This is a genomic window from Caldimonas hydrothermalis, assembly GCF_056746695.1.
On record NZ_JBWQXA010000009.1, the window covers coordinates 51,223 to 75,941 of the forward strand.

Here is a 24,719-nt window from a genome sequence, read left to right on the forward strand (position 1 = left end):
CACAATGATTTTGACACAAAGCCTGTCGGCCCTAGGTTTGGCAGGGAGTCCGCGCGGCAAGGGGCCGCGTGGGTCGAATCGTTTCGATGCATGTCTTCCTCGATCCCATCCTTGCTCGAACGACGCAGCCTGCCGTGCCCGCCCGACGTGTGGGGGGCGGTGGCCATGGTGTTGCAGGACTTCGTCCGGCGGCACGGCCTGGTGGCGCGTGATCTCTGGGTGATCGTGCCCTTTGCGCAACACCTGCCCCTGGCACGCGAGGCCTGGGCCCGGCACGCCGGTGCCGGCTGGATGCCACGATTCGAGACCACCGAGACGCTGGCGGCCGCGCTGGGCCCGCGAGAGGAGGCGGCGCAGGACGTGCCCACCGGCGATGCGGTGATCGACCGCCTGGCCGCCGCGCCATTGCTGGCACGCCAGGCTTGGGCCCGGCAGACGGCCCAGGAGGACCCGGCGATGTTCCGGCACTGGGTGCGGCTGCTCGTGGACACGACCCACCAACTGATGGAAGGGGCGGCCTGCCAGCCGCCCGACCGGCGAGAGGCCTGGTGGGCCCGCGTGCAGGAGCGGCTCGAGGGCCGGCTGGCGGCCCAGGTGGCCGCCGGCGAGGTGGAGGGGGCCTTGGCACGGGTGGCCTGGGCCTGGGCGCGCCAGCGGGACACCGTCCCCACCGACGGGCTGTTCCAGGCGCAGCCCGCGGCCTGGGCGGTGGTGCAGGCCGGCGGCGCCGATGCCCTCATGGCATCGGTGGTGGCGCAGTTTTGCGGGCCGGCGCTGTGGCTGGACCTCGACCCCCCGGGGGCCGCCGGGAGCGCGCCGACGGGGCAGGCGCCGTCTCTGACGGTGTGTCAGGACGCCGAGGAGGAGGCGCAGGGGGCCGCCGCCCGGGTCTTGCGCCATGTGGCCGACGGGGAGGTGCCGGTCGCCCTGGTGGCCCAGGACCGGGGGTTGGTGCGCCGCATCCGGGCGCTGCTGGAGCGCGAACGGGTGCGCATCCATGACGAGACGGGCTGGAAGCTCTCCACCACCCGGGCGGGTGCCTGCGTGATGGGGCTGCTGCGGCTGTGCGGATCGCGTGCGTCCACCGAGGAGCTGCTGGACTGGCTCAAGAGCGGATTCGTGGACTTGCCGGGACAAGGCCCGGCGGTTCCGCTGCTGGAGGCGGCGCTGCGCCGGCAGCAAGTGGCCTGGGTGGCAGGGGTGCGGATGGAGCACCTGCCCGCCGCGGCCCAGGCGCTGTGGCAGGCCTGGGCCGAGGCCTGCGGGCCGCTGAAGCGCCTGACGCGGGCGAGCCTGGCGCAATGGCAGCAGGCGCTTGCGCAGGGGCTGCAGCGGTGCGGGGCCTGGGAGCGCCTGCAGCTCGATCCGGCCGGGGCCCAGTTGTTGCGGGCTTTGCGCCTGCAGGAGGGGGTTGCCACGGCAGGCCCGTACGGCCGGCAGGCGCGGCAGCTCGAATGGGAGCGGGCCGATCACCTGGCCTGGGTGGACGAGGTGCTGGAGGCCGTGTCGTTCCGACCGGCGCCGGCCGAGCCGGCCGAGGTGGTGATCGCCCCGCTGTCGCGTTGCCTGCTGCGGCCCTTTGCCGCGGTGGTCCTGCCCGGTTGCGACCACACCCACCTGGGCGCCCCGGCGGCCGTCGGGGGCTGCCTGAGCGAAGCCGAGCGGCGTGACCTGGCGCTGCCCACCCGCGAGCAGGCCTGGCAGCGCGAGCGGCTGGCACTGCGCCATGTGCTCACGCACCCGCGGTTGAGCCTGTCGTGGCGGCGCAGCCACCAGGGCGAGCCGCTGCAGGTGTCGCCGCTGCTGGAGCCCCTGCGCCTGGCGCTGCGCCGTGCCGGAGGCGATTGGCCGGCGGCGCCGCAGGTGCTGGTCCCGCAGACCCTGCCCGCCTGCCCGGTGGGGCCTACGCAGCCCTCGGCGCCGGCCTTGTTGCCGTCGCAGGTGAGCGCCACGGCCTATGAGGCCCTGCGGGCCTGCCCCTATCGGTTCTTTGCCCTGCGCATGCTGGGCCTGGAGGAGGTGGTGGTGCTCGATGACGAGCCCGACCGGCGCGACCAAGGCAACTGGCTGCATGCGGTGCTGCACGCCTTTCACACCACGCGGGCGGTGCCAAGTGATGACCCGCAGGCCGATGTCGAGCGTCTGCTGGCGATTGGGCGGGCGCAGCGGCAGGCGCAGGGGCTGGACGAGGCGGCCTTCCTGGCCGAGTGGCTGCAGTTCGAGCGGTTGGCGCCGGCTTATGTGGAATGGCTGCATGCCCAGGAGGCCCAGGGCTGGCGCTTCGAGCGTGGGGAGTGGGCCGTCTCGGCGCCCGGGGGCGGGCCGGCGGACCTGCGCGGGGTGCTGGACCGGGTGGACCGACTGTCGCAGGGGGAGCGACCACCCCGGGCCCGGCTGATCGACTACAAGATCTCCTCGGCGGAAAGCCTTCGCACGCGCGTGCGTCAGCCGCTGGAAGACACACAACTGGCGTTCTATGCGGCCTTGTGGGAAGGTGCTGCCGAGACGGCCGCGGGGGCCGAGGGCCTGGAGGCCGGCTACCTGGCGCTGGAGGTGCCGGTGAGGTGGATCGAGCATCCGCAGGTGGCCGACAGCGCAGCCGCCTTGCGGGCGGGGCTGGCCGAAGACCTTGCCCGGCTGGCGGCCGGCGCGCCGCTGCCGCCCTTGGGGGAGGGGCCGGCGTGCACGCACTGCGCAGCGGCGGGCCTGTGCCGCAAAGAGCACTGGACCGCAGTGAGGCAGGAGGGGCTGGCATGAAGGCGGCATCGGGGCACGCCCGTGTGGCGGCGTACCGCATCGACGGGCACCTGGTCAGCCGCGAGGCGTTTTACGCCCAGGCCTGCGATCCGAGGCGTAGCGTGGTCGTGGAGGCCTGTGCCGGCGCGGGCAAGACCTGGATGCTGGTGTCGCGCATCCTGCGGGCCTTGCTCGACGGGGTGCCCGCGCGCGAGATCCTGGCCATCACCTTCACGAAGAAGGCCGCCGGGGAGATGCGCGCGCGCCTGATGGAGTGGCTGGCGGACCTGGCGCTGGCGAGCCAGGAGACGCGGGTGCAGGCCCTGGTGGAGCGGGGCCTGAGCGAGCCCGAGGCCCGCCGGCAGGCCCCGGTGCTGGCTGACCTGTACGAGCGCTTGCTGGATGCGGGCGAACAGGTGGAGGTGCGCACCTTCCATGCCTGGTTCGCCCAGCTCCTGCGGTCCGCGCCGCTGCAGGTGATCGACCGGCTGGGCCTGGTGCCGCAAGCCCAGTTGCTGGAGGACAGCGCCGAGTTGTCCGGGCCGACCTGGCGCGAATGGCTGGGCCGGGTGCATCGCGATCCGGGCTTGCGCGAGGACCTGGCCGCGTTGATGCGGGAGCATTCCCGCAGCCGCGTGCGCGAATGGCTGCTGGGCTTGATCGACAAGCGCGTGGAGTTTGAATTGGCCGATGCCGCCGGCACCCTGGCCGCCAGCGTGCCGGCGGCCGCGCAGTGGCGGGCTGCGTTTGCGGGGCTGGCGCATCCGGCCCAGCGTCTGCGCCATCCCGCGGTGCGTGGTGCGCTGCAGGCGGTGGCCCGGGCCCTGGGGGCGCAAAAAAACGCCACACCGCGCAAGGCGGCCCAGGCGCTGGAGGAGGCGCTGGCGCTGCCCGACGACGAGGCGGCGCTTTCGGCCGTCCGTGCGGCCCTGTTCACCCAGTCGGGTACGCTGCGCAAGCATCTCGAAGCCCCCGGTCTGGACGAGGCCGTGGCCTGGCTGGACGAGATCCAGCAAGGCGTGGCCCAGGAAACCGCCCACCGTGAGCACCAGCGCCTGGTGCGCCTGGGCAGGGTGCTGCTGCAGGCCTACGAATCGGTCAAGCGGCAACGGGGCCTGGCCGACATGGCCGACCTGGAGCGTTGCGCGCTGGCACTGCTGGGCGATGGGGCGCTGGCCGCCTGGATGCAGGAACGGCTGGATGCACGGGTGAGCCAGGTCCTGATCGATGAATTCCAGGACACCAACCCGCTGCAGTGGCAGGCCTTGTCGCAATGGCTGTCGTCCTATGCCGGGGCGGGCGGCGGGGCGAGCGGGCAGCGGCCTTTGGGGGTGTTCATCGTCGGCGATCCCAAGCAGAGCATCTACCGCTTCCGCCGGGCCGAGCCCAGGGTGTTCGAGGCGGCCAAGGCCCTGGTGGTGCAGGGCCTGGGCGGCTCGGTGCTGGAATGCGACCACACCCGACGCAACGCGCCGGCCGTGATCGACGCCCTGAACGCGGTGTTCGGCACGGCTCAGGCCGAGGGGGCCTACGAGGGCTTCCGGCCTCACACCACCGAGCATGGCGACGATGCTCCGGCGGCGCGGGTGTGCGCGCTGCCGCGCATCGAGCGGCCTGAACGTGAGGCCCGGGCCCAGGCCGCACCGGCGTGGCGTGACAGCCTGACGCAGCCGCGCCACGAGGGGCAGGAGCCCTGGCGGGCCCAGGAGGCCCGTGCCGTGGCCCAGGCCATCGAGCACTTGGTGCGGGTGGAGGGGGTGGCGCCGGGCGACATTCAGGTGCTGGCGCGCAGGCGTGCGCCGCTGGGCTGGGTCGCCCAGGCCCTGCGCGAGCGGCACATCGCCTGTGCCAGCCCCGAGGACCATGCCCTGATGGACGCACTGGAGGTGCGTGACCTCGTGGCCCTGCTGGATGCCCTGGTGTCACCTGGACATGCTCTGTCGCTGGCCCAGGCGTTGCGTTCCCCGCTGTTCGACGCCGGCGATGACGAGCTCGTGTGGTTGGCACAGCGCGCCCGGGAGGCCGGGGGCTGGTGGGCGGCGCTGACCGGTGCGGCCGCGTCGGGCGAACCTGCCGGCCAGGCTCTGCGCCGGGCTCGCGCGCTCCTGCCCGGATGGGCCGAGGCGGCCCGCCATCTGCCGCCGCACGACCTGCTCGACCGCATCTACGCCGAAGGCGACGTGCCGGCCCGTTACGCGCAGCGGGTGCCGCCGGAGCTGCGCGAGTCGGTGAAAGCGCACCTGGAGGCCCTGTTGTCGTGCTCGCTCGAACTCGACGGCGGCCGCTATGCGACACCGCACCAATTCGTGCAGGCGCTGCGCAGGCGTTCGCCCGGGCTGTCCCTGAGCAGCACGCCCGAGGCGGTGCAACTGCTCACCATCCACGGTGCCAAGGGACTGGAGGCCCGCGTGGTCTTCGTGATCGACACCGACCCGGAACGGCGCAGCAGCGCCGACCGCCACGACAGCGCCACCGTGCTGGTGGACTGGCCGGCCGGCGAGTCACGGCCGCGCTGCTTTGCCTTCGTTGCCGACGAGCGGCAGCCGGCACCCAGCCTGGAGGAGGCGATGGCCGTGGAGCGCGCCGCGCGTGCGCGCGAGGAGATGAATGGCCTGTACGTGGCGATGACGCGCGCACGCGAGCGGCTCGTGGTCAGTGCCAGTGCGCCCCATCTGGGACAGGAGGGGCCGAGCTGGTGGTCGCGGCTGGCGGCGGTCTGTGAGCCGTGGACGCCGACATCGCCGCAAACCGCTGTCTCGCAGCAGGCTGTCTCTGCCGAGGTCCGGGTCTGGCGATTGCCGAGCCTGCAACGCCAGGCCCCCCTTGCGACCGAGACCGCCCACGCGCCGCGGTCGGCCGGAGCGCGGCTGGGCGAGGTGGTGCACCGCTGCCTGGAATGGCTGGCTGGCCCGGAAGGGCCGTCACTGAGCCGAGTGGAGGGCCTCGCGTGGGCCGCAGCAGAAGAACTCGGAGCCGACGAAGCCACGGCGCAGGCGGCTGTGGACGTGGTGCGGCGCATGCTGAGCGATGCGCGCATCCACGCCCTGCTGGGTGGCGAGCCGCTGGCCTGGGCCGGCAACGAGGTGCCGGTCGTGGCCGACGGGCGCTCCGGCCGCATCGACCGGCTGGTGCTGCGCAGGGGTGCTGAAGGGGAGCAATGGTGGGTGTTGGACTACAAGACCGAGTCCCGCCCCGAGGCCGACCCGGAGCTGGTGGCGCAACTGGAACGCTACCGGCGTGCCGTCGAGGCGGGAGACCCGCAGCGGCCGGTGCGTGCGGCCTTCATCACCGGCGACGGCCGGCTCGTGGAAGTCATGCCCGCCGCGAAATAAGCCTGCCTTGACGGGGCTTGTTTCCGGTTTGCGGCAGGCCAGCCGGGTGTCCAATCGGGCATCGTCCGTCCATCTGCGCGCCGGCATGCCGTCTCCAGCCTCCGTCCGTCCGCCAGCCCGCACCCTGGGCCGCTATGAATTGCGCCAGATTCTCGGCCAGGGCGGGCAGAGCGCTGTCTGGCGGGCCTTCGACCCGCGGCTGGACCGCGACGTCGCCCTCAAGCTGCACCGGATGCAGGCCAGCGACGGCGAGACGCTGACCCAGTGGCTGCACGAGGCCCGCGCGGTGGCACGCCTGACACATCCCCACATCGTCCCGCTGTTCGAGGCCGATGTTCACGACCGGCACCCCTACCTCGTGTTCGAGTTGGTCGAAGGCCCCACGCTGTCGCAGCGCCTGCGCGAGCACGGCGCCGTGCCGGCGGCCGAGGCGGTGCGCCTGTTGCTGGGGGTGCTCGACGGTCTCGAGCATGCCCATCGTGCCGGCGTGATCCATCGCGACCTCAAGCCCTCGAACATCCTGCTGGACCGCGACGGCCGCGCGCGGGTGATGGACTTCGGCATCGCCGTGAACCAGCGTCACGGTGCCGTGCAGGAGGCTTTGGTGGGCACGCCCGGCTACATGGCCCCTGAACTGGCCCAGGGCCGTCCCGCAACGGCCCAGGCTGACGTGTTCGCTGCCGGCCTGGTGCTCTATGAGATGCTTGCAGGCCGCCCCGCGGTGCAGGAGCTCGATCCCTACCGGGCCTTGCACCGGCTCACGCATGAGGATGTGGCCTTGCCGCCCCATCTGCCGCACCCGGTGGACGACACCCTGCGGGCTATCGTGCACCGGGCCACGGCCCGTGATACCGCGGTGCGCTATGCCAGCGCAGGCGAGATGGCCGCGGCCTTGCAGGCCTGGCAGGTCCCCAAGAACGATGGTGGCGAGGTCGGCGGCCACGCCACGCTGGAGTTCCTGATGCGCCGCATGCGCCACAAGAGCGACTTTCCGGCGCTGACCGATGCGGTGGGGCGCATCCAGCGCATCGCGGCTTCGGAGCATGAGAGCCTCCACCACCTGGCCAACGAGATCCTCAAGGACGTGGCGTTGACGAACAAGCTGCTGCGCATCGTCAACTCGGCCCACTTCCGCACGGCCGGCGGTGGCACGATCAGCACGGTGTCGCGGGCTGCCGCATTGGTGGGCTTTGCGGGCATCCGCAACCTGGCACTGTCGCTCGTCGTGCTGGAGCACATGCAGGACAAGGCCCATGCGGCCTCGCTGAAGGAGGAGTTCCTGCGCTCGCTGATGGCCGGCAACGTGGCGCGCGAACTGGCGGTCAGCGTCCGCGAGGCCGAGGAGGCCTTCATCGCGGCGTTGTTCCAGAATCTCGGGCGCACCCTGGCCCAGTTCTACTTCCCGGAGGAGGCCGAGCAGGTCCGACGCCTCGTGCAGGCCGACCATGGAGCGGGCCCGGGAGAGGCTCAGGCGGCCGTGCAGGTGCTGGGCCTGAGCTTCGAGGAGCTGGGCATCGGCGTGGCGCGCCACTGGGGACTGCCCGAGACGCTGCAGCGCAGCATGCGCAAGCTGGCGGCCGATGCGCCGCTGAAGAAGCCCGACACGCCCGGCGAGCGGCTGCGCCTGCTGGCCTGCGCGGCCAACGATCTGGCCGATGCCGTGCTCCACACGGCCCGTGCGGACCATGTCGACGCGCTCAAGACCGTGGCGGCCCGTTATGTGGCTGCGCTGGGCCTGTCCGACCGTGAGGTGCTGGGGGCCGTGCAGCGCTCGCGGGAGCGCATGGCCGAGATGGTGCCCGCGATGGACATCCAGATCGCACCGGGCAGCCGCAGCGAGCGGTTGCTGAACACCCACGCCGGAGCGGCCGCACCCGGCCATGCCGACGGCCTGGGCGCCCACGACCTCGACACGGTGGTTTTGACGCATGCCGGAGAACCCCAGGCCGGACCCGAACCGCTCCCCGACCGGGCGGCCCAGGTGCTGGCGGCCGGCATCCAGGACGTCAGCAACGCCCTCGTCGAGAACTGCAGGCTCAACGAGGTGCTGCGCATGATTCTGGAGGCGATGTACCGCTCGCTGGGCTTCCAGCGTGTGCTTCTGTGTCTGCGCGATGCCCGCAGCGGCACGATGATCGGCCGCTTCGGCCTGGGTGGGGATGCCGCGCAGGTCGCGGCCCAGTTCCGCATCGATCTGGCGCCGTCATCCACCGACCTGTTCGCCCTGGTGTGCAAGAAGGGGGCCGACACGCTGATCTCCGATGCCACGGCGCCCAGCCTGGCCGAGCGGCTGCCTGACTGGTATCGCCGCCACATCGATGCGCCCACCTTCTTGCTGCTGCCGCTGATGCTGCGCCAGGCGCCGCTTGGGCTGATCTACGCCGACAAGGCCCACTGCGGGGCGATCTCGGTCGGCGAGCGTGAGCTCTCGCTGCTGCGCACCCTGCGCAACCAGGCGGTGATGGCCTTCAAGCAGGCTTCGCCCTGAGGACGGCGGGGCGGAAGATGCAGGCCAAACACCCGGCAGTTCCTCGGTCAGAGGAGGTGCCTGCCGTGGTGAAATCGGGCCATGTCGCGCGTCCTTAATTGCCCGGACCTGATGTGAGCACCGTCGATACCGAGGCCCAGACTGCATCGCTGGGGCGCTACCAGTTGGTCCGCCTGATGACCAGCGACGTCGACAGCGCCTGGTGGCAGGCGCGTGACGTCGCGGCCGAGCGCGACTGGCTGCTGCAGGTCTGGCAGCAGCCGCCCCTGCCGCGGCTGACGCCCGCCACCTGGCGCGAGGCCACCCAGGCGCAATGCGCGCTGAGCCATCCCAACATCGTGCAGGCGGTCGAAGCCCGCATCGAGGCCGACCGGGCCGTGCTGGTGTGTGCACCGCTGGCCGGCATGGTGTTGTCGCAATGGTTGGCCGACCATGAGACCATGCCGGTGCGTCAGGCCGTGCTGGTGGCCATCGGCGTGCTCGATGCACTGGCCCATGCCCATGACGCCGGGTTGGTGCACGGACAGGTGCGGCCCGCTGCCGTTTGGCTGGACATCACCGGCCGCGCCTTGCTCGGCGCGTTCGAGCCGGCCGGTCGGGTCGTCGATCCGGGCCGGTTGGGAACGGCGCGAGGTCTGTACCTGGCGCCCGAGGTGGCCGCCGGGTTGCGGGCCGACGCGCGCAGCGACGTGCATGGTGTGGGCCTGCTGCTGTATGAACTGCTGGTGGGCCGACCTGCGGTGGCCGATGCCCAGCCGCGTCGCGCCCTGGAACGTCTGCAGACGGAAGATCTGAGCTTGCCGCCATGGGCGCTGGATCAACCCGGCGAAGCGGGCCTGCGCGCCATCGTGCATGCCGCACTGGCGCGTGACCCCCTGCGGCGCCCGGACAGTGCCCAGGCGCTGCGCCAGGCCTTGCAGGACTGGCTCACGCCCGCCTTGTTGGACGGCAGCGGCGACACCCTTGCGCAGCGCACCTTGCAGCGGCTGCTGGCCAGCCTGGCCCAGCACAGCGACCTGCCGGTGCAGGCCGAGGCGGTGCGCCGCGTGCGCCGTCTGGCCGGCGCCGAACAAGTCAACCTCGACGAGATCGCGCGGGCCGTGCTCGACGATGTCGCTCTCGTGCACAAGCTGCTGCGCATGACCAATGCCGCCTACTTCAGCTCCGTGGGGGGCGGCAGCATCACCACCGTCTCGCGCAGCATTGCGCTGCTGGGTTTCGAGGCCTTGCGCGATCTGGCCGGCACCTTGCCCCAGCTTGAAGACCTGCGCGACAGCGCCCAGCGCGAGGCCCTGGCCGACGAGTACGCACGCTGCCGGGTGGCAGGGCGCACCGCCGCCCGCCTGTGCCCCACGCAGGCCGAGGAAGAGGAAAGCTACATCGCCGCGCTGATGCAGAACCTCGGTCGCGTGCTGGTGCAGCACCACCTGCCCGACGAGGCCGCCCAGGTGCGCCAGCTCGCGCGCAGCCAGGGCCAGAGCGAGGAGCAGGCCGCCTGCGCCGTGCTGGGCCTGTCCTTCGAGGACCTTGGTGTGGCCGTGGGGCGCACCTGGGGCTTGCCTGAGGAGCTGCTGCGCGTGATGCGTGCGCCATCGCCAGGCACGCCGGTGCGCGCGCCGCAGCGGCGCGGCGACTGGTTCCGCCTGCTGGGCGGCGTGGGCAATGTCGTCGCGGGCACGCGCACACGCGATGCGGCCCGCGAGATCCCCGCCCACACGGTGCACTGGCTCGACCAGTACGCAGCGGCGCTGGGCATTCAGACTCAGCAGGTCTGGGAGGCTGCCGGCACGGCCGTCCCGCCGGTGGCCTCGGCGCGGCGCAGCCCCGTCACGGGCGTCACGGGGTCGTCGGGCGTGCATGCCACCGCGCGGGGGCCGGCCCGCACGGGCCCGATCCCGGCCGCCGGCGCATCGCCGGTCCATCCGCTGTCGCAGGCCATCCTCGACCTGCGCACCGCGCTGCTTCGCCGCGAAGGGCGCGACACCTGTCTGGACATCGTTGGCCAGGCAGTGCTGCGTCACTTCGGCTGCCGCCGCGTGGTGCTGGTGGAACTCGAGCCCGCCAGCGGCTGGTTCCTGGCCCGCAGGGTCTGGGGGGAGGCCGATGCGTCGCTGAACGCTCATTTCCGTTTCGCGCGCGACGACGCGGCCGATGCCTTCAGCACCCTGTGTGCCAAGGGGGCCGACGCGCTCATCCGCGATGCCACCGTGCCGGGCCTTGCCACCAAGCTGCCAGCGTGGTTCCGTACCCACGTGGCCGCCCCGGCCTTCATGCTCCTGCCCATCAGCGACGGCCGGCACACGGCGGCCGCGCTCTATGCCGACCACGCACAGCCCGATGGCTTCAAACTGTCCGACCGCGACCTGTCGCTGATGCGCAGCCTGCGCGACGAACTGCGCAAGCTCTTCGCGCAGCCACAGCGCCCCCGGGCCTGAACGCAAGCCGGACGGCGCCGCTCCCGTACACTCGCCCCCCGGGGCCCCGGTGGCGAAACAGGTAGACGCAGCGGACTTAAAATCCGCCGCCGCCGAAAACGCGGCGTGCCGGTTCGACTCCGGCCCGGGGCACCATCGACACGGCCCGTGCGGTCCCTGCCACACGCGCGGGGGCCCCGGCTCTGGCATCATGCCCGCCACCGTGCACAAGGAGATCCCATGGCGGCCGTGTTTCCCCAGCAAGCCCTGAACGAGGGGGTGCGCAAGCGCGAGGTGTTCGGGTGGGCGATGTACGACTTTGCCAACTCGGGCTACACCACCGTCGTCCTGACGGCCGTGTTCAACGCCTACTTCGTGGGCGTGGTGGCCCAAGGAGCGCAATGGGCCACCCTGGCCTGGACGGCCTCGCTGTCAGCCTCGTGCCTGCTGGTGATGCTCACTGCGCCCACGATCGGGGCCTATGCCGACCTGCGTGCCGCCAAGAAGCGCCTGCTGGCCTTCACGACGGCCGGCTGCGTGCTGACCACCCTGGCGCTGGCGCTGGTGGGTCGCGGCGACGTGGCGCTGGCCGTGGTGGCCATCATCCTGTCCAACAGCTTTTATGCCTATGGCGAATCGCTGATCGCGTCGTTCCTGCCTGAGCTGGCCCGCCAGCATGCGCTGGGCCGCGTCTCGGGCTGGGGCTGGAGCTTCGGCTACTTCGGCGGCATGCTTTCGCTGGGCCTGAGCCTGGCCTATGTGCTGTGGGCCCAGGCCCAGGGGCTGCCCGCCACCCACTTCGTGCCGGTCACGATGGTGATCACCGCGGCGGTCTACGGCGTCGCCTCGCTGGTCACCTTCACTTTGCTGAAGGAGCGAGCCGTGCCCCAGCCGCAAGCCTTGCGGGAAGGGGGGCTGCGCGCCTCGATCGACCGACTGTGGCAAACGTGGCAGCGCGCGCGCCACTACCGCGACTTCATCTGGCTGCTGGCCTGCACCACCAGCTACCAGGCCGGCATCGCCGTGGTGATTGCGCTGGCGGCTGTCTATGCCGAGCAGGTGCTGGGCTTCCAGCAGCAGCAGACCATGGCCCTGGTTTTTCTCGTCAACATCGCTTCGGCTCTTGGCGCCTTCGGCTTCGGCTACCTGCAGGACCGCCTGGGACACAAGGGCTCGCTCGCCCTCACGCTGCTGGGCTGGATCGCGATGGTGGTACTGGCCTATCTGGCCACGTCGGCCACGCTGTTCTGGGCGGCAGCCGTCATCGCCGGCTTGTGCATGGGCTCCAGCCAGTCGGCCGGGCGTGCGCTGGCCGGCCTGTTTGCGCCGCAGAAACACTTGGCCGAGTTCTTCGGCTTGTGGACCTTTGCGGTGCGGCTGGCCGCCATCGTGGGGCCTATCACCTATGGTCTGGCGACCTGGTGGACGGCTGGCAACCACCGGCTGGCCATCGTCTCCACGGGGCTGTTCTTCGTGGCCGGGCTGCTGCTGCTGCGGCCGGTGGACATCGAGCGCGGCCGCGCGGCCGCCAGCCAAGGGTGAGGGGATGACCCGCCCCGTAGAATCCGCCCCATGAGTTACCTCGTCCTGGCCCGGAAATACCGCCCACGCACCTTCGAGCAGATGGTGGGTCAGGCCCATGTGGTGCAGGCTCTGTCGAATGCGCTGATGCAGCAGCGCCTGCACCATGCCTACCTCTTCACCGGCACGCGCGGCGTGGGCAAGACCACGGTCTCGCGCATCCTGGCCAAGTCGCTCAACTGCATGGGCCCGGACGGGCAGGGCGGCGTCACCGCCACGCCTTGCGGCGTGTGCCAGGCCTGCAAGGACATCGATGCCGGACGCTTCGTCGATTACGTCGAGCTCGATGCGGCCTCCAACCGGGGCGTGGACGAAATTTCCCAACTGCTCGATCAGGCCGTCTACAAGCCGGTGGTGGGGCGCTTCAAGGTCTACATGATCGACGAAGTGCACATGCTGTCCAACCACGCCTTCAACGCGATGCTGAAGACGCTGGAGGAGCCCCCGGAATACCTGAAGTTCGTGCTGGCCACGACGGACCCGCAGAAGGTGCCCCCCACGGTGCTGTCGCGCTGCCTGCAGTTCAATCTGCGCCCGATGGCCCCGCAGACCGTGCTGGAGCACCTGCAGCAGGTGCTCGCCGCCGAAGGCATCGACGCCGAGCCGGGCGCATTGCGGCTGCTGGCACGGGCTGCGCGCGGCTCGATGCGTGATGCGCTGTCGCTGACCGACCAGGCCATCGCCTACGGCTCGGGGGCCCTCGCCGAGGCCAGTGTGCGGCAGATGCTGGGCGCGGTCGATCGCGGCCACGTGTACCGCCTGATCGAGGCGCTGGCCGCCGGTGACGGGCCGGCGGTGCTGGCCGTCGTCGACGCGATGCGCCTGCACGGCCTGTCGCCCTCCGGTGCCCTGGAGGAGATGGCTGCGGTGCTGCAGGAGCTGGCGGTCCGCCAGGTGGTGCCGCAGGCGAGCACGACCGACGACCCGGACGACGCCACCTTGCAGGCCCTGGCTGCCGCCTTGCCGCCCGAGGACACGCAACTGCTCTACAGCATCGCGCTGCAGGGCCGCAATGAGCTGGGCTTGGCCGCCGACGAATACGGGGCCCTGACGATGGCCCTGCTGCGCATGCTGGCCTTCCGCCCCGCCACGCCGGGAGCGGCGCGGCCGGCGTCGGCGTCCTTGCAGCGCAGCGCGGCGGCCTTGGCACGCACGAGCGTGGCGCCGCGCGCGGCACCGGCACCGGTCGCACCGAAGCCGGCCGTCGCAGCCCGGCCCCCCCGCCCGTCGCTGCCGCAAGAGCCGGTCGCCTTCTCGCCGTCCCCGGCACCGGCCACCGCCTCGCTGCCGGGGGGCGCAGGCACGCCGCCATGGGAAGAGGATGCGCCCGCCGGTCTCCACCCTTCGCAGGAGCAGCCGCCGACCCGGCCCGCGCGCGACGAGGCGTTTGCGCCGGCGGCTGCACCCGTGGCGACCCCGGTGGCCCCCACGCCGCTCGCAGACCGCTGGCAGTCGCTGGTGTTGCAGATGATCGACCGGGGGCTGGTGACGGCCCTGGTGCGCGAGCTGGCCCTGCAGGCCCAGTGCCTCGCGGTGGACGAGGCGGCCCAACCCGCGCGCTGGCAGCTCCAGGTCGAACGCGAGACCCTCGCATCGGCCCAGGCGCGCTCCCGGTTGCAGGCGGCGCTGTCGGAGGTGCTGGGCCAGGCGGTGGCGCTGGATCTGTCGGTGGGCCCCACCGAGGACACCCCCGCCCGCCGGGAAGCCCAGGCGAAGGCCATGCGCCAGCAGGCAGCCGAGGCGGCGATACTCAACGACCCGTATGTGGTGTCGCTGATGCAGGAGTTCAGTACGGCGCGTGTCGTGCCCGGCTCGATCAGGCCGCTGTGACCCTTCGGCGGCCGGCCGGCGCCGGGCCGCCTCGTTTTCCCAGGAAAGGACCCAAACCATGCTCAAAGGACAACTCGCAGGCCTGATGAAGCAGGCCCAGGCGATGCAGGACAACCTGCGCAAGGCCCAGGAGGAACTGGCACACACCGAGGTGGAAGGCCAGTCCGGTGCCGGCCTGGTGAAGGTACAGATGACCTGCCGGCACGATGTGCGCCGCGTGAGCATCGACCCCAGCCTGCTGGCCGATGACAAGGACATGCTGGAGGACCTGGTGGCCGCCGCGTTCAACGACGCGGTGCGTCGGGCCGAAGAGGTGAGCCAGGAGAAGATGGGCAAGCTCACCGCCGGCATGCCGCTGCCGCCCGGCATGAAGCTCCCGTTCTGATCCGTTGTCGCGCCGGCCATGGCCACACGCGCACTGGACGAACTGGTCGAGGCTTTGCGCCGCCTGCCCGGCGTGGGGCCGAAATCGGCTGCGCGCATGGCCTACCACCTGCTGCAGCACGACCGCGACGGTGCACAACGGCTGTCACAGGCGCTGCAGGCTGCCATCGGCGCGGTGCGTCACTGCCGGCGGTGCAACACCTTCACGGAAGACGAGGTCTGCGACACCTGCCGGGACCCGCAGCGCGACGCCAGCCTGCTGTGCGTCGTCGAGACCCCTGCCGACCAGGCCGCCATCGAGCGCACGGGCAGCTACCGCGGGCTGTATTTCGTGCTGCAGGGCAAGCTCAGCCCACTCGATGGCGTGGGCCCACGCGACATCGGCCTGTCAAAGTTGTATCAGCGTGTCACCGACGGCCAGGTGCGCGAGGTCATCCTCGCCACCAATTTCACGGCCGAGGGCGAGGCCACGGCCCATGTGCTCGGCGAGGCCCTGAAGGCGCGGCATCTGATGGTGACGCGCCTGGCTCGTGGCGTGCCGGCCGGCAGCGAGCTGGAGTACGTCGACCTGGGCACGATCGCCCACGCCCTGGTCGATCGACGCTGAAGGGGCCCAGGGGGCCGCGTCCCACGGACTTTCCCTGACAGGACCCATCCGGATGGGAGGGCGCTTCCGCCTTGCCTAAGGTGCAGGCATGGCCCCATCCCACCGTGCTTCCTCACCGCCTCGTGGGCTGTCCCGTCGGCGTTGGCTGGTGCTGGCGGCGACCGGGGCCGCTTGGCTGGCGGGCCCGGCGGCCCTGGCCCAGCGGCCGCGCCAGCGGCGCCGGGTGACGATCGGGCTCCTGCGGGAGGACTCGCTTTTCCACCTCCCGCTCACCGTGGCCGGGCAGCTCGGCTACTTCACCGACGAGGGCTTGGACGTGCGCCTGGTCGGCCTGGGCACGATGACGGCCCTGGCCCAGGCGCTGCAACAGGCTCGCGTGGACGTGGTGTCGGCCTCGTATGTGCAACTCATTCTGCAACGGCTTCGCGAACGGCCCTGGCAGTCCTTCGTGCTGATGGGCCGGGCACCGATGGTGGCCATGGGCGTGTCGACTCGCCAGTTGCCGTATTTCGAGCATGTCTCGCAACTGCGCGGCCAGTGCATCGGTGTTGCCACCGAGGGGCCGTCGAGCCGTCTGCTGGCGCAGGCCTTGCTCGCCAAGGCCGGCCTCAGTCCGGCGGAGGTGCAATGGCTCGAACTGCCTGCCAGCGGGCCGGAACTGCTGGCCTGGCATCATGGCCGGGTCCAGGCGCTCAGTCACGCCGACCCGGTCATGACGCAGCTCGAACTGCATGGTGAGCTGCGCCTGCTGGCCGATGCGCGCACCCTGCGGGGGGCAGCGGACGTCTTCGATGGCCCGCTGCCCTCGACCTGCCTGTTTGCCCACAGCAGCTACGTGCAGTCGCGGCCGGACCTCGTGCAGGGCCTCACGCAGGCCGTGCTGCGGGCCCTGCGCTGGCTGCAGACGGCCGCGCCGGCGGACATCCTGGCCACCGTGCCACCCTCGCACGCCCTGGGCGACCGCGCGCTGTACCTGGCGGCCTTCTTTCGGGTGCGAGAGGGCTATTCGCCCGACGGGCTGTTGGAGGATGAAGCGGCGCGCAATGCCTGGCGGTTGGTGCAGGGCCTGGAGGGCGTGGGGCCTCAGCCGGGCCAGGCCGGGCTGATGGCCGCGGCCCACACCAACGCCTTCGTGCTGCGCGCGCGGCGCGTCACTGGCGTGCCACCTTGACCGGCTGCTTGGCGCGTGGGGAGGCCTTGGCCTGGGCGGTGGGCCGTTTGGCCGCCGGGGCTTTGGCCTGTGTGCGGGCCGCCGGCTTCTTGGCCACTGTGGACTGGACGGCGCGGGTGTAGACCACCACCCGCTGGCCGCGGGTGAAGCGGCTGGTGGGGCTCACGTTGTTCCAGGCTGCCACATCGGTGGCAGACACCCGGTAGCGGCGGGCAATGCTGGCCACGCTGTCCTTGCTGCCGGCGCGCACGACGATGCGTTTGCCTGGCGGGCGGTGGGGCGCCAGCGCCAGCGTGGCATTGTCGGCAATGTGGCCCGCCACATCATGCCGGTGCTTGCGTTCGTTGCGTGGCACGAGCAGCGTCGAGCCGGCCTTGACCACCATGCGCGGGGGGATCTTGTTCACCGCGCGCAACTGCGCTTCGCTCATGCCCACCTCGCGGGCGATCTCGGCCGGCGACTGCGTCCGTGGCACGACCCAGGCGGTCCAACTGGCCAGCGGGCCTTCGTGCCGGGCGAGGTTGCGGATGAACCGCTTGGCATTGTCGTAGGGCAGCAGGATCTGCGGCACCCCGGCGGCCAGGATCACGGGCTTGTTGAGCTGAGGGTTCAGGGCCATGAACTCGGCTCGCTCCAGGCCGGCGAGCGAGACGGCCAGGTCCACGTCGATGTCGCGCTGGATCTCCACCGTGAGGAAGTAGGGGTGGTTCTCGATGGGTGTGAGCGACAGGCCGAAGGCCTCGGGGCGCGCGACGATGTTCTTGATGGCCTGCAGCTTCGGGACGTAGTAGCGCGTCTCCGTTGGCATGCGCAGGCTCTCGTAGTCGGTCGGGCGGCCCTGCTGGCGGTTGCGCGCGATGGCGCGCTGCACGCTGCCCTCGCCCCAGTTGTAGGCCGCCAAGGCGAGATGCCAGTCACCGAACATGCCATGCAGGCGTGTCAGGTAGTCGAGCGCCGCGCGGGTGGAGGCCAGCACATCGCGCCGCTCGTCGCGGAAGATGTTCTGCTTGAGGTCGTAGTGGCGGCCCGTAGAGGGAATGAACTGCCACATGCCTGAGGCGCGGGCGCTCGACAGAGCCTGAGGGTTGAAGGCACTCTCGATGAAGGGCAGCAGCGCCAGCTCGGTGGGCAGGCCGCGGCGCTGCACTTCCTCGACGATGTGGAAGAGGTAGCGGCTGGCCCGTTCGGTCATGCGCTGCATGTAGTCCGGGCGGGCGGCATAGTAGCGCTCGCGGTCGCGCACCAGTTCGTTGTCGAGGTCGGGCATCGCGAAGCCTTCGCGGATGCGCTCCCACAGGTCGCGCGAGGCCACCTCGTCGGGGACGTCGCCCACGTCGGCCGCGCTGCTCGGGCCGTGGGCATCGGGCACGATCACGGCTGCTGCCGGCAGTGGGGCCGGGGCGGGCTCGGTTGGGACGGGCTGCAAGGGGGCTGCGGCCACCGACGCGGCTTCGGCCGGTGCCGCTGATGCAGGCGCTGCGGAGGAGAGCGCTTCCACCGGGGCCGGGGCGGGTGAGGGCAGGCTGGCGCAACCGGCCAGGCCCAGCAGGACCAGCGACACCAGCGTGCCGATGGGGCGGGGCAGGCGCAAAGGGAGTGCAGGGATCATCGGAATTCGTTCTTCCATTCGCGCAAGGCGGCAAGGACGGCCACGGCGTCGTCGGCCGCGGCGTGACGGCGCCGGGCTGCGGCCACGACCTCGGGCTCGCGGCAGCGCAGGAAGGGATTGATGGCGCGCTCGCGCGCGATGGTGCTTGGCAAGGTGGGGTGGCCGCGCCCGCGCAGGGCCTCGCAGTGACGCAGGTGCTCGGCCAGCGCGGCGTTGCCCGGTTCGACGGCCTGCGCAAAGCGCAGATTGCCCAGCGTGTACTCGTGGGCGCAGCACACCCTCGTCGTGCCCGGCAGCGCTGCCAGTCGCGCCAGCGAGGCGCTCATCTGTGCGGGCGTGCCTTCGAACAGACGACCGCAGCCGGCCGAGAACAGGGTGTCGCCACAGAAGAGCAGGGGGCTGTCGCCCACGCGCGGGCTCCAGTAGGCGATGTGCCCGGCCGTGTGTCCGGGCACATCGATCACCTCGAAATCCAGCCCGTTCCAATGCACCCGGTCGCCATCGGACAGCGGGGTGTAGGGGGGCGGGATGGCCTCGCGCGCAGGGCCGTAGACCGGGCCGTGCAGCACGCTGCGCAGGGCATCGATGCCGCCGACATGGTCGCCGTGGTGATGGGTCACTAGAATGCCGCTCAGCCTCAGGCCATGGGTCTGCAAGGCCTCGATCACCGGCGTTGCTTCGCCCGGATCGACCACCAGGGCTTCGCGGCCATCGTGGAGCATCCAGATGTAGTTGTCGGCGAAGGCGGGTAAGGCAAGCAGTTTCATGAGGCAAGACGGTCGAATTATAGGTTTGGATGAGTGGCTGCTCACCCCGGCGGGCCGGTACTTGTTGGCCTGGGAACGCGAGCAGGTCGATCGGACCGTGGTGGACCTCTTCGGGTTCCATGCCGTGCAACTGGGCTGGCCTTGTCTGGATGCGCTGCGGCACAACCGCATGCCGCACCGCTGGGTGATGCTCGATCGCCCGCCCGCCGGCGGCCACACCGGGCCGCAGACCCCGCCGCCTGCACCGCCGCCCGAAGGCGGCGGGCCTTCCTGTGCGCCGCCGCCCACGCCCCATGCGGTGGTGGCCGACTTCCACGCCCTGCCGTTCGAAACCCAGAGCCTGGACCTGGTGGTGCTGCCGCACAGCCTGGAGCTGGCCGGCGATCCGCATCAGACGCTGCGCGAGGTCGAGCGGGTGCTGGTGCCTGAGGGCAAGGTGCTCATCCTGGGCTTCAACCCGGCCAGCCTGTGGGGCTTGCAGCAGCGCTGCGCGCGCATAGGCATGCGGCTCGGCCTGGGGGCACCGCCGCTGCCCGAGACCGGCGAGTTCATCGGCTACTGGCGGCTGCGCGACTGGCTGCGGCTGCTCAACTTCGAGATCGAGGGCGGCCGCTTCGGCTGCTACCGCCCGCTGCTGCGTACCCAGTCGTGGCTGGACCGCTACCGCTGGATGGAGCCGGCCGGCGACCGCTGGTGGCCGGTGCTGGGCGCCGTTTACTTCCTGGTGGCGGCCAAGCGGGTGCGTGGCATGCGCCTGATCGGGCCGGCCTGGAAGCAGCGCCAGCGCGCCAAGTCGGCACCGGCCGTGGTGGCGCGCCGCGATCCTCACCCGCCCTCGAACGGATCCGGTCCGCGCTCGTCCTGACCCCCGATGCAAGGAAAGACACCCGTCCATGAACGCAGCGATTCCCCGACCCCAGGTGGTGATCTACACCGATGGTGCCTGCAAGGGTAACCCGGGCCCGGGAGGCTGGGGTGCCTGGCTGGTCTCAGGCTCCCACGAAAAGGAACTGTTCGGCGGCGAACGCTCGACCACCAACAACCGCATGGAACTCACCGCGGTGATCGAGGCCCTGGCCAGCCTCAAGCGCAGTTGCGACGTGACGATCTACACCGACAGCGAATACGTGCGCAAGGGCATCACCGAATGGTTGCCGGCCTGGAAGGCGCGCGGCTGGAAGACGGCCGACCGCAAACCGGTGAAGAACGTCGAGCTGTGGCAGCGGCTGGAGGCTTTGGCCGCCTTGCACCGCGTGCACTGGCGCTGGGTGAAGGGCCATGCCGGCGACCCCGGCAATGAGCGCGCCGACGCGCTGGCCAACCGGGGGGCAGCCAGCGTGGGCTGATGCCAGCCTGTGCGATGTGCGACCGGCCGGCCGCCGGGACTTGTGAAGAAGTGTGAACCGGAGATGCGGCTTGCGCGTACATTGTGGACGTTCCCGCACCATTGCACCCCCATGAAGAAGTTGCACGCCCTCGTCGCCGTGGTCGGCATCGCGCTGGCCAGTGCTGCGGCCTACTGGTACCAGCACGTCGGTCCCGGTTCGAAGCCTGGCCCCTCGGTGGCAGGCGGGGGGGCGGCGGCATCCGCCCCGGTGCGCGCGGGCCAACCGTCCGGACCCGTGGCCGTGGAGGTCGGCCTGGCACAGTCGGTGTCCGTGGCCGAGGAAGCCCAGGCCGTGGGCACCCTGAAGTCCCATCAGGGGGTGATGCTGCGCCCCGAGGTCTCCGGGCGGGTGGCTGCACTGGGGTTTCGAGACGGACAGCCGGTACGCCGCGGGCAGCTGCTGGTGCAGCTCGACGACAGCCTGGTGCGCGCCCAGGTGCAGCAGGCGCAGGCCCAGCTCAGCATCGCCCGGGCCAACGATGCCCGCAACCGAGAACTGCTGGCGCAGAACTTCATCAGCCAGGCGGCGGTGGAGCAGGGGGCGGCCAATCTGCAGGTGGCGCAGGCACAGCTTGCGCTGGCCCAGGCTCAGCTCGAGCGACTGCGCATCGTGGCGCCCTTCGACGGGATGGTGGGCATCCGCCTCGTCAACGTGGGCGACTACGTTCGTGAGGGCGCCGACCTGGTCAGCCTGGAAGACCTGCGTACGATCCATGTGGACTTCCGGTTGCCCGAGCGCTACCTGCCCCAGCTGCGTGTGGGCCAGGCCGCCCAGGTGAGCGTGGATGCTTTGCCGGGGCAGCGTTTCGAGGCCCGGGTGCAGGCACTCGAACCCCAGGTCGATGTCAACGGCCGTTCGGTGCTCGTGCGGGCGACCATCGACAACCCCCGGGGCCTGCTCAGACCGGGCATGTTCGCCCGTGTCGATGCGGTGCTGTCCACGCGCGTCGATGCGGTGATGGTGCCCGAGGAGGCGGTGGTGCCGCAAGGCGGCCGCCAGTACGTGATCCTCGTCGTCGAAGGCGGCGAGGGGATGCCCGCCGGCACCCGGGTGTCGCGTCGCGTCGAGGTGGTGCTCGGTCAGCGCCGCGAAGGCCGTGTGGAGGTCGTGCAGGGCGTGCCGGCGGGGGCCACGGTCGTCACGGCTGGCCATCAGCGCATCGCCCGCGACGGCACGCCGTTGCGGGTGGTCGACATCGGCGGTACACCGCGTCCTGCTGACGCGGCTTCGGCACCCGCAACCACCCGCACCCCTGGCGACGCGCGCCGCAGCGGCTTGCGCACCGTCGCGGCCGGGTGACCGCGGCCAGCCCGGAGTCCGACCATGAGAATCTCCGAAGTCTGCGTGCGCCGGCCGGTGTTGGCCACGGTGCTGTCCCTGCTGATCCTGCTGGTGGGGCTGGTGTCCTTCGACAGGCTGCAGGTGCGCGAGTACCCGCGCATCGACGAACCGGTGGTGACCGTGTCCACCCGTCTGGCCGGTGCCTCCTCCGAGGTGATCGAGTCGCAGGTGACCAAGCCGCTGGAAGATTCGATCGCTGGGATCGAGGGCGTGGACATCCTCACTTCGATCTCGCGCCAGGAGCAAAGCCAGATCTCGGTGCGCTTCAAGCTCGACAAGAACCCCGACGACGCGGCGGCCGAGGTGCGCGACCGCGTGGCCCGGGTGCGGGGTCGATTGCCCGACTCGGTGGACGAGCCGGTCATCTCGAAGGTGGAGGCCGATGCCTCTCCGACGATCTGGCTGGCCTTCACCACCACCACCTTGTCGCCGCTGGAGGTGACCGATCTCATCACCCGGGTGGTCAAGCCGCGGCTGCAGACCGTGACGGGCGTGGCCGACGTGCTGGTGCGCGGAGAGCGCGAGTACGCGATGCGCGTTTGGCTCGACCCCGACCGGCTCGCCGCCTATGGTGTGACCGTGCAGGACGTCGAGGATGCCTTGCGGCGCCAGAACCTCGAAGTGCCGGCCGGGCGCATCGAGGGCCGCCAGCGCGAGTTCAGCGTCACGGCCCAGACCGACCTCAACACACCCGAGCAGTTCGCTCAGGTGGCGCTGCGCCAGGTGTCGGGCTACACGGTGCGCTTGCGCGACGTGGCGCGCGTGGAGCAGGCGGCGGCCAACGAACGCTCCAGCGTGCGCCTGAACGGCCAGCGCTCGGTGTCTCTGGGGGTGATCCGGCAGGCCACGGCCAACCCATTGGAGGTGGCCGAAGGCGTGCGCACCGTCCTGCCGCGCCTGCAACAAGAGCTGCCCGAGGGGGTGACGGTGCAGGTGGCCAACGACAACTCGGTCTTCATTGAACGCTCGGTGCAGGCGGTCTACACCACGATCGCCGAGGCGGTGGTGCTGGTGGCGTTGGTGGTCTTCGTCTTCCTGCGCACGCTGCGGGCGTCGATCATCCCGCTCGTCACGATCCCCGTGTGCCTGATCGGGGCCTTTGCGCTGATGGCCGCGGTGGGCTTCACGATCAACACGCTGACACTGCTGGCGCTGGTGCTGGCCATCGGCCTGGTGGTGGACGACGCCATCGTGGTGCTGGAGAACATCTATCGCCACATCGAGGAGGGCATGGAGCCCTTCGCCGCGGCGATCAAGGGGGCCAGGGAGGTCGGCTTTGCCGTGGTGGCGATGACGCTCACGCTGGCGGCCGTCTATGCGCCGCTGGCCTTCACGCCGGGGCGCACCGGACGGCTGTTCATCGAGTTCGCGCTGACCCTGGCCGGTGCGGTGATCATCTCGGGTTTCGTGGCGCTCACGCTGTCGCCGATGATGTGCTCCAAGCTGCTGCGTCACAACCCCAAGCCCAGCCGCTTCGACCGTGGCATGGAGCGCATGCTGGTGGCCCTCACCGATGTCTATGAGCGGGCCTTGTCGTGGGTGCTTGGGCACCGCTGGATCGTGATGCTGACCATGCTGGCCAGCGCCGGGGCCAGCTGGTGGCTGTTTGCCGGCATGCGCAGCGAACTGGCTCCGATGGAGGATCGGGGCGTCGTGCTTGTCACGGTCAATGCCCCGGACGGCTCGACCCTGGCCTACACCGAGAAGTACATGCTCGAGATCGAGCGCATCGGCGCGAGCCTTCCCGAATTCGACCGTGTGTTTGTCGTGGCTGGCAACCCGACGGTGTCGCAGGGCATCTCGTTCATGCGCACCATCGACTGGGACGAGCGCAAGCGCAACACCCAGCAGCTCGCGCGCGAGCTCCAGCCCAAGCTGGCTGCGCTGCCCGGTGTGAGCGCCTTCCCGATCACCCCGCCGTCGCTGGGCCAAGGTTTCCGTGAGCGCTCGGTGAACTACGTCATCCTTACCTCCGACAGCTACGAGAACCTCCACGAGGTGGCCCAGCAGTTCGTCGAGGCGATGAACCGCCATGGCGGTTTCGTGCAACCCGACATCGATCTGCGCCTGAACAAGCCGGAGATCTACCTCGAGGTGGACCGCGAGCGCGCTGCCGATGCCGGTGTTCCGGTCGACCAGGTTGCACGCACGGTCGAGACCATGCTGGGCGGTCGCAACGTCACGCGCTTCAAGCGCGACGCCGAACAGTACGACGTGATCGTTCAGACCGAAGCCGCCGGGCGCTCGCGCCCGAACGACATCGAGCGGCTCTTCGTGCGTGGCCGCGACAACCGCATGATCCCGCTGTCGTCGCTGGTGACGGTGCGCGAGGCCGTCTCCCCGCGTGAGCTCAACCACTTCAACCAGCGCCGCTCAGTCAGCATCACGGCCAACCTGGCGCCGGGCTTTGCCCTGGGCGACGCTCTGAAGTTCATGGACGAGACCGCCGAGCGGCTGCTGCCCACGGGCTACGCCACCGAACTCAACGGCGTCTCGCGCGAGTTCCGCGCCTCCAGCGGCGCGCTGGGCCTGGTGTTCGTGCTCGCGCTGTTCTTCATCTTCCTGGTGCTGGCCGCCCAGTTCGAGAGCTTCATCGATCCCTTCGTGATCCTGCTGTCGGTGCCCCTGTCGATGGTGGGTGCCCTGGCGGCCTTGAATCTCACCGGCGGCACGCTCAACGTGTACTCGCAGATCGGCCTGATCACGCTGGTGGGCTTGATCACCAAACACGGCATTCTGATCGTCGAATTCGCCAACCAGCAGCGCCAGCAGGGCCTGGGCCTCATGGAGGCCACGCGCCGTGCCGCGGCCTTGCGCCTGCGGCCCATCCTGATGACCACCGGCGCCATGGTGCTGGGCGCAGTCCCCCTGGCGATCGCCACAGGCGCGGGCGCCGAGAGCCGCCAGCAGATCGGCTGGGTGATTGTGGGGGGCATGACGGTGGGCACCTTGTTGACCCTCTTCGTGGTGCCCACGATGTACACCCTGTTGGCGCGCCGCAGCACGCCCGGGCCGATCACGCGCTCGGTGGAGGAGGCGGTGGGCGCCTGAAGCGCCCGGCCCCGGGGACG

15 protein-coding genes and 1 tRNA gene are annotated in these 24,719 nt (G+C 70.9%); 14 read left to right on the plus strand and 2 right to left on the minus strand.

The window, feature by feature from the left end:
* Positions 1-90: 90 nt before the first annotated feature.
* The 10 genes from AC1ECW_RS12075 to AC1ECW_RS12120 all read left to right on the plus strand — a co-directional run bounded on the left by AC1ECW_RS12075 (position 91) and on the right by AC1ECW_RS12120 (position 16,543).
* Positions 91-2,757 (plus strand): PD-(D/E)XK nuclease family protein, encoded by a 2,667-nt coding sequence (locus AC1ECW_RS12075; protein ID WP_481201922.1) that lies wholly within the window; start codon positions 91-93, stop codon positions 2,755-2,757.
* Positions 2,754-6,068, plus strand: coding sequence for a UvrD-helicase domain-containing protein (locus AC1ECW_RS12080; RefSeq protein ID WP_481201923.1), 3,315 nt, complete (start codon positions 2,754-2,756; stop codon positions 6,066-6,068). The genes AC1ECW_RS12075 and AC1ECW_RS12080 overlap by 4 nt, the downstream gene beginning before the upstream one ends.
* 85 nt (positions 6,069-6,153) lie before the next feature.
* The gene (locus tag AC1ECW_RS12085) at positions 6,154-8,556 is read left to right on the plus strand and encodes a protein kinase domain-containing protein (protein WP_481201924.1); all 2,403 of its coding nucleotides are present in this window, start codon (positions 6,154-6,156) and stop codon (positions 8,554-8,556) included.
* 113 nt (positions 8,557-8,669) lie between these two features.
* Positions 8,670-10,991: a serine/threonine-protein kinase gene (locus AC1ECW_RS12090; RefSeq protein WP_481201925.1), complete on the plus strand. Its 2,322-nt coding sequence runs from the start codon at positions 8,670-8,672 to the stop codon at positions 10,989-10,991.
* A gap of 43 nt (positions 10,992-11,034) precedes the next feature.
* A tRNA-Leu gene (locus tag AC1ECW_RS12095) sits at positions 11,035-11,126 on the plus strand.
* A gap of 84 nt (positions 11,127-11,210) precedes the next feature.
* A complete protein-coding gene (locus AC1ECW_RS12100; RefSeq protein ID WP_481201926.1) occupies positions 11,211-12,512 on the plus strand; it encodes an MFS transporter in 1,302 nt (433 codons plus the stop codon).
* Positions 12,513-12,542: 30 nt separating this feature from the next.
* Complete coding sequence (gene dnaX / locus AC1ECW_RS12105; RefSeq protein WP_481201927.1) at positions 12,543-14,381, plus strand: DNA polymerase III subunit gamma/tau; 1,839 nt, start codon at positions 12,543-12,545, stop codon at positions 14,379-14,381.
* 58 nt (positions 14,382-14,439) lie between these two features.
* The gene (locus tag AC1ECW_RS12110; RefSeq protein ID WP_409707333.1) at positions 14,440-14,766 is read left to right on the plus strand and encodes a YbaB/EbfC family nucleoid-associated protein; all 327 of its coding nucleotides are present in this window, start codon (positions 14,440-14,442) and stop codon (positions 14,764-14,766) included.
* Between the two features lie 18 nt (positions 14,767-14,784).
* The gene (gene recR, locus AC1ECW_RS12115) at positions 14,785-15,372 is read left to right on the plus strand and encodes a recombination mediator RecR (RefSeq protein WP_409707330.1); all 588 of its coding nucleotides are present in this window, start codon (positions 14,785-14,787) and stop codon (positions 15,370-15,372) included.
* Positions 15,373-15,460: 88 nt separating this feature from the next.
* The gene (locus tag AC1ECW_RS12120; protein ID WP_481201928.1) at positions 15,461-16,543 is read left to right on the plus strand and encodes an ABC transporter substrate-binding protein; all 1,083 of its coding nucleotides are present in this window, start codon (positions 15,461-15,463) and stop codon (positions 16,541-16,543) included.
* On the opposite strand, the gene AC1ECW_RS12125 is transcribed toward AC1ECW_RS12120, so the two are convergent.
* Positions 16,524-18,152: a transglycosylase SLT domain-containing protein gene (locus AC1ECW_RS12125; protein WP_481201929.1), complete on the minus strand. Its 1,629-nt coding sequence runs from the start codon at positions 18,150-18,152 to the stop codon at positions 16,524-16,526. The two genes, AC1ECW_RS12120 and AC1ECW_RS12125, sit on opposite strands and share 20 nt — an antisense overlap.
* Entirely contained in the window at positions 18,149-18,919 is a 771-nt protein-coding gene (gene gloB, locus AC1ECW_RS12130) for a hydroxyacylglutathione hydrolase (protein ID WP_409707321.1), read from the minus strand. The genes AC1ECW_RS12125 and gloB overlap by 4 nt, the downstream gene beginning before the upstream one ends.
* Here gloB and AC1ECW_RS12135 point away from each other — a divergent pair.
* From AC1ECW_RS12135 to AC1ECW_RS12150, 4 genes are all read left to right on the plus strand, one after another.
* The gene (locus tag AC1ECW_RS12135) at positions 18,918-19,784 is read left to right on the plus strand and encodes a class I SAM-dependent methyltransferase (protein WP_409707318.1); all 867 of its coding nucleotides are present in this window, start codon (positions 18,918-18,920) and stop codon (positions 19,782-19,784) included. The two genes, gloB and AC1ECW_RS12135, sit on opposite strands and share 2 nt — an antisense overlap.
* A gap of 28 nt (positions 19,785-19,812) precedes the next feature.
* Complete coding sequence (gene rnhA, locus AC1ECW_RS12140; protein WP_409707315.1) at positions 19,813-20,265, plus strand: ribonuclease HI; 453 nt, start codon at positions 19,813-19,815, stop codon at positions 20,263-20,265.
* 111 nt (positions 20,266-20,376) lie between these two features.
* On the plus strand, positions 20,377-21,606 hold the full coding sequence (locus tag AC1ECW_RS12145) for an efflux RND transporter periplasmic adaptor subunit (RefSeq protein ID WP_409707312.1): 1,230 nt from the start codon (positions 20,377-20,379) through the stop codon (positions 21,604-21,606).
* 24 nt (positions 21,607-21,630) lie between these two features.
* Positions 21,631-24,699 carry an efflux RND transporter permease subunit gene (locus AC1ECW_RS12150; protein ID WP_481201930.1) on the plus strand — a complete coding sequence of 1,023 codons (3,069 nt, stop codon included), beginning with the start codon at positions 21,631-21,633 and terminating at the stop codon, positions 24,697-24,699.
* The last annotated feature ends 20 nt before the right edge of the window (positions 24,700-24,719 follow it).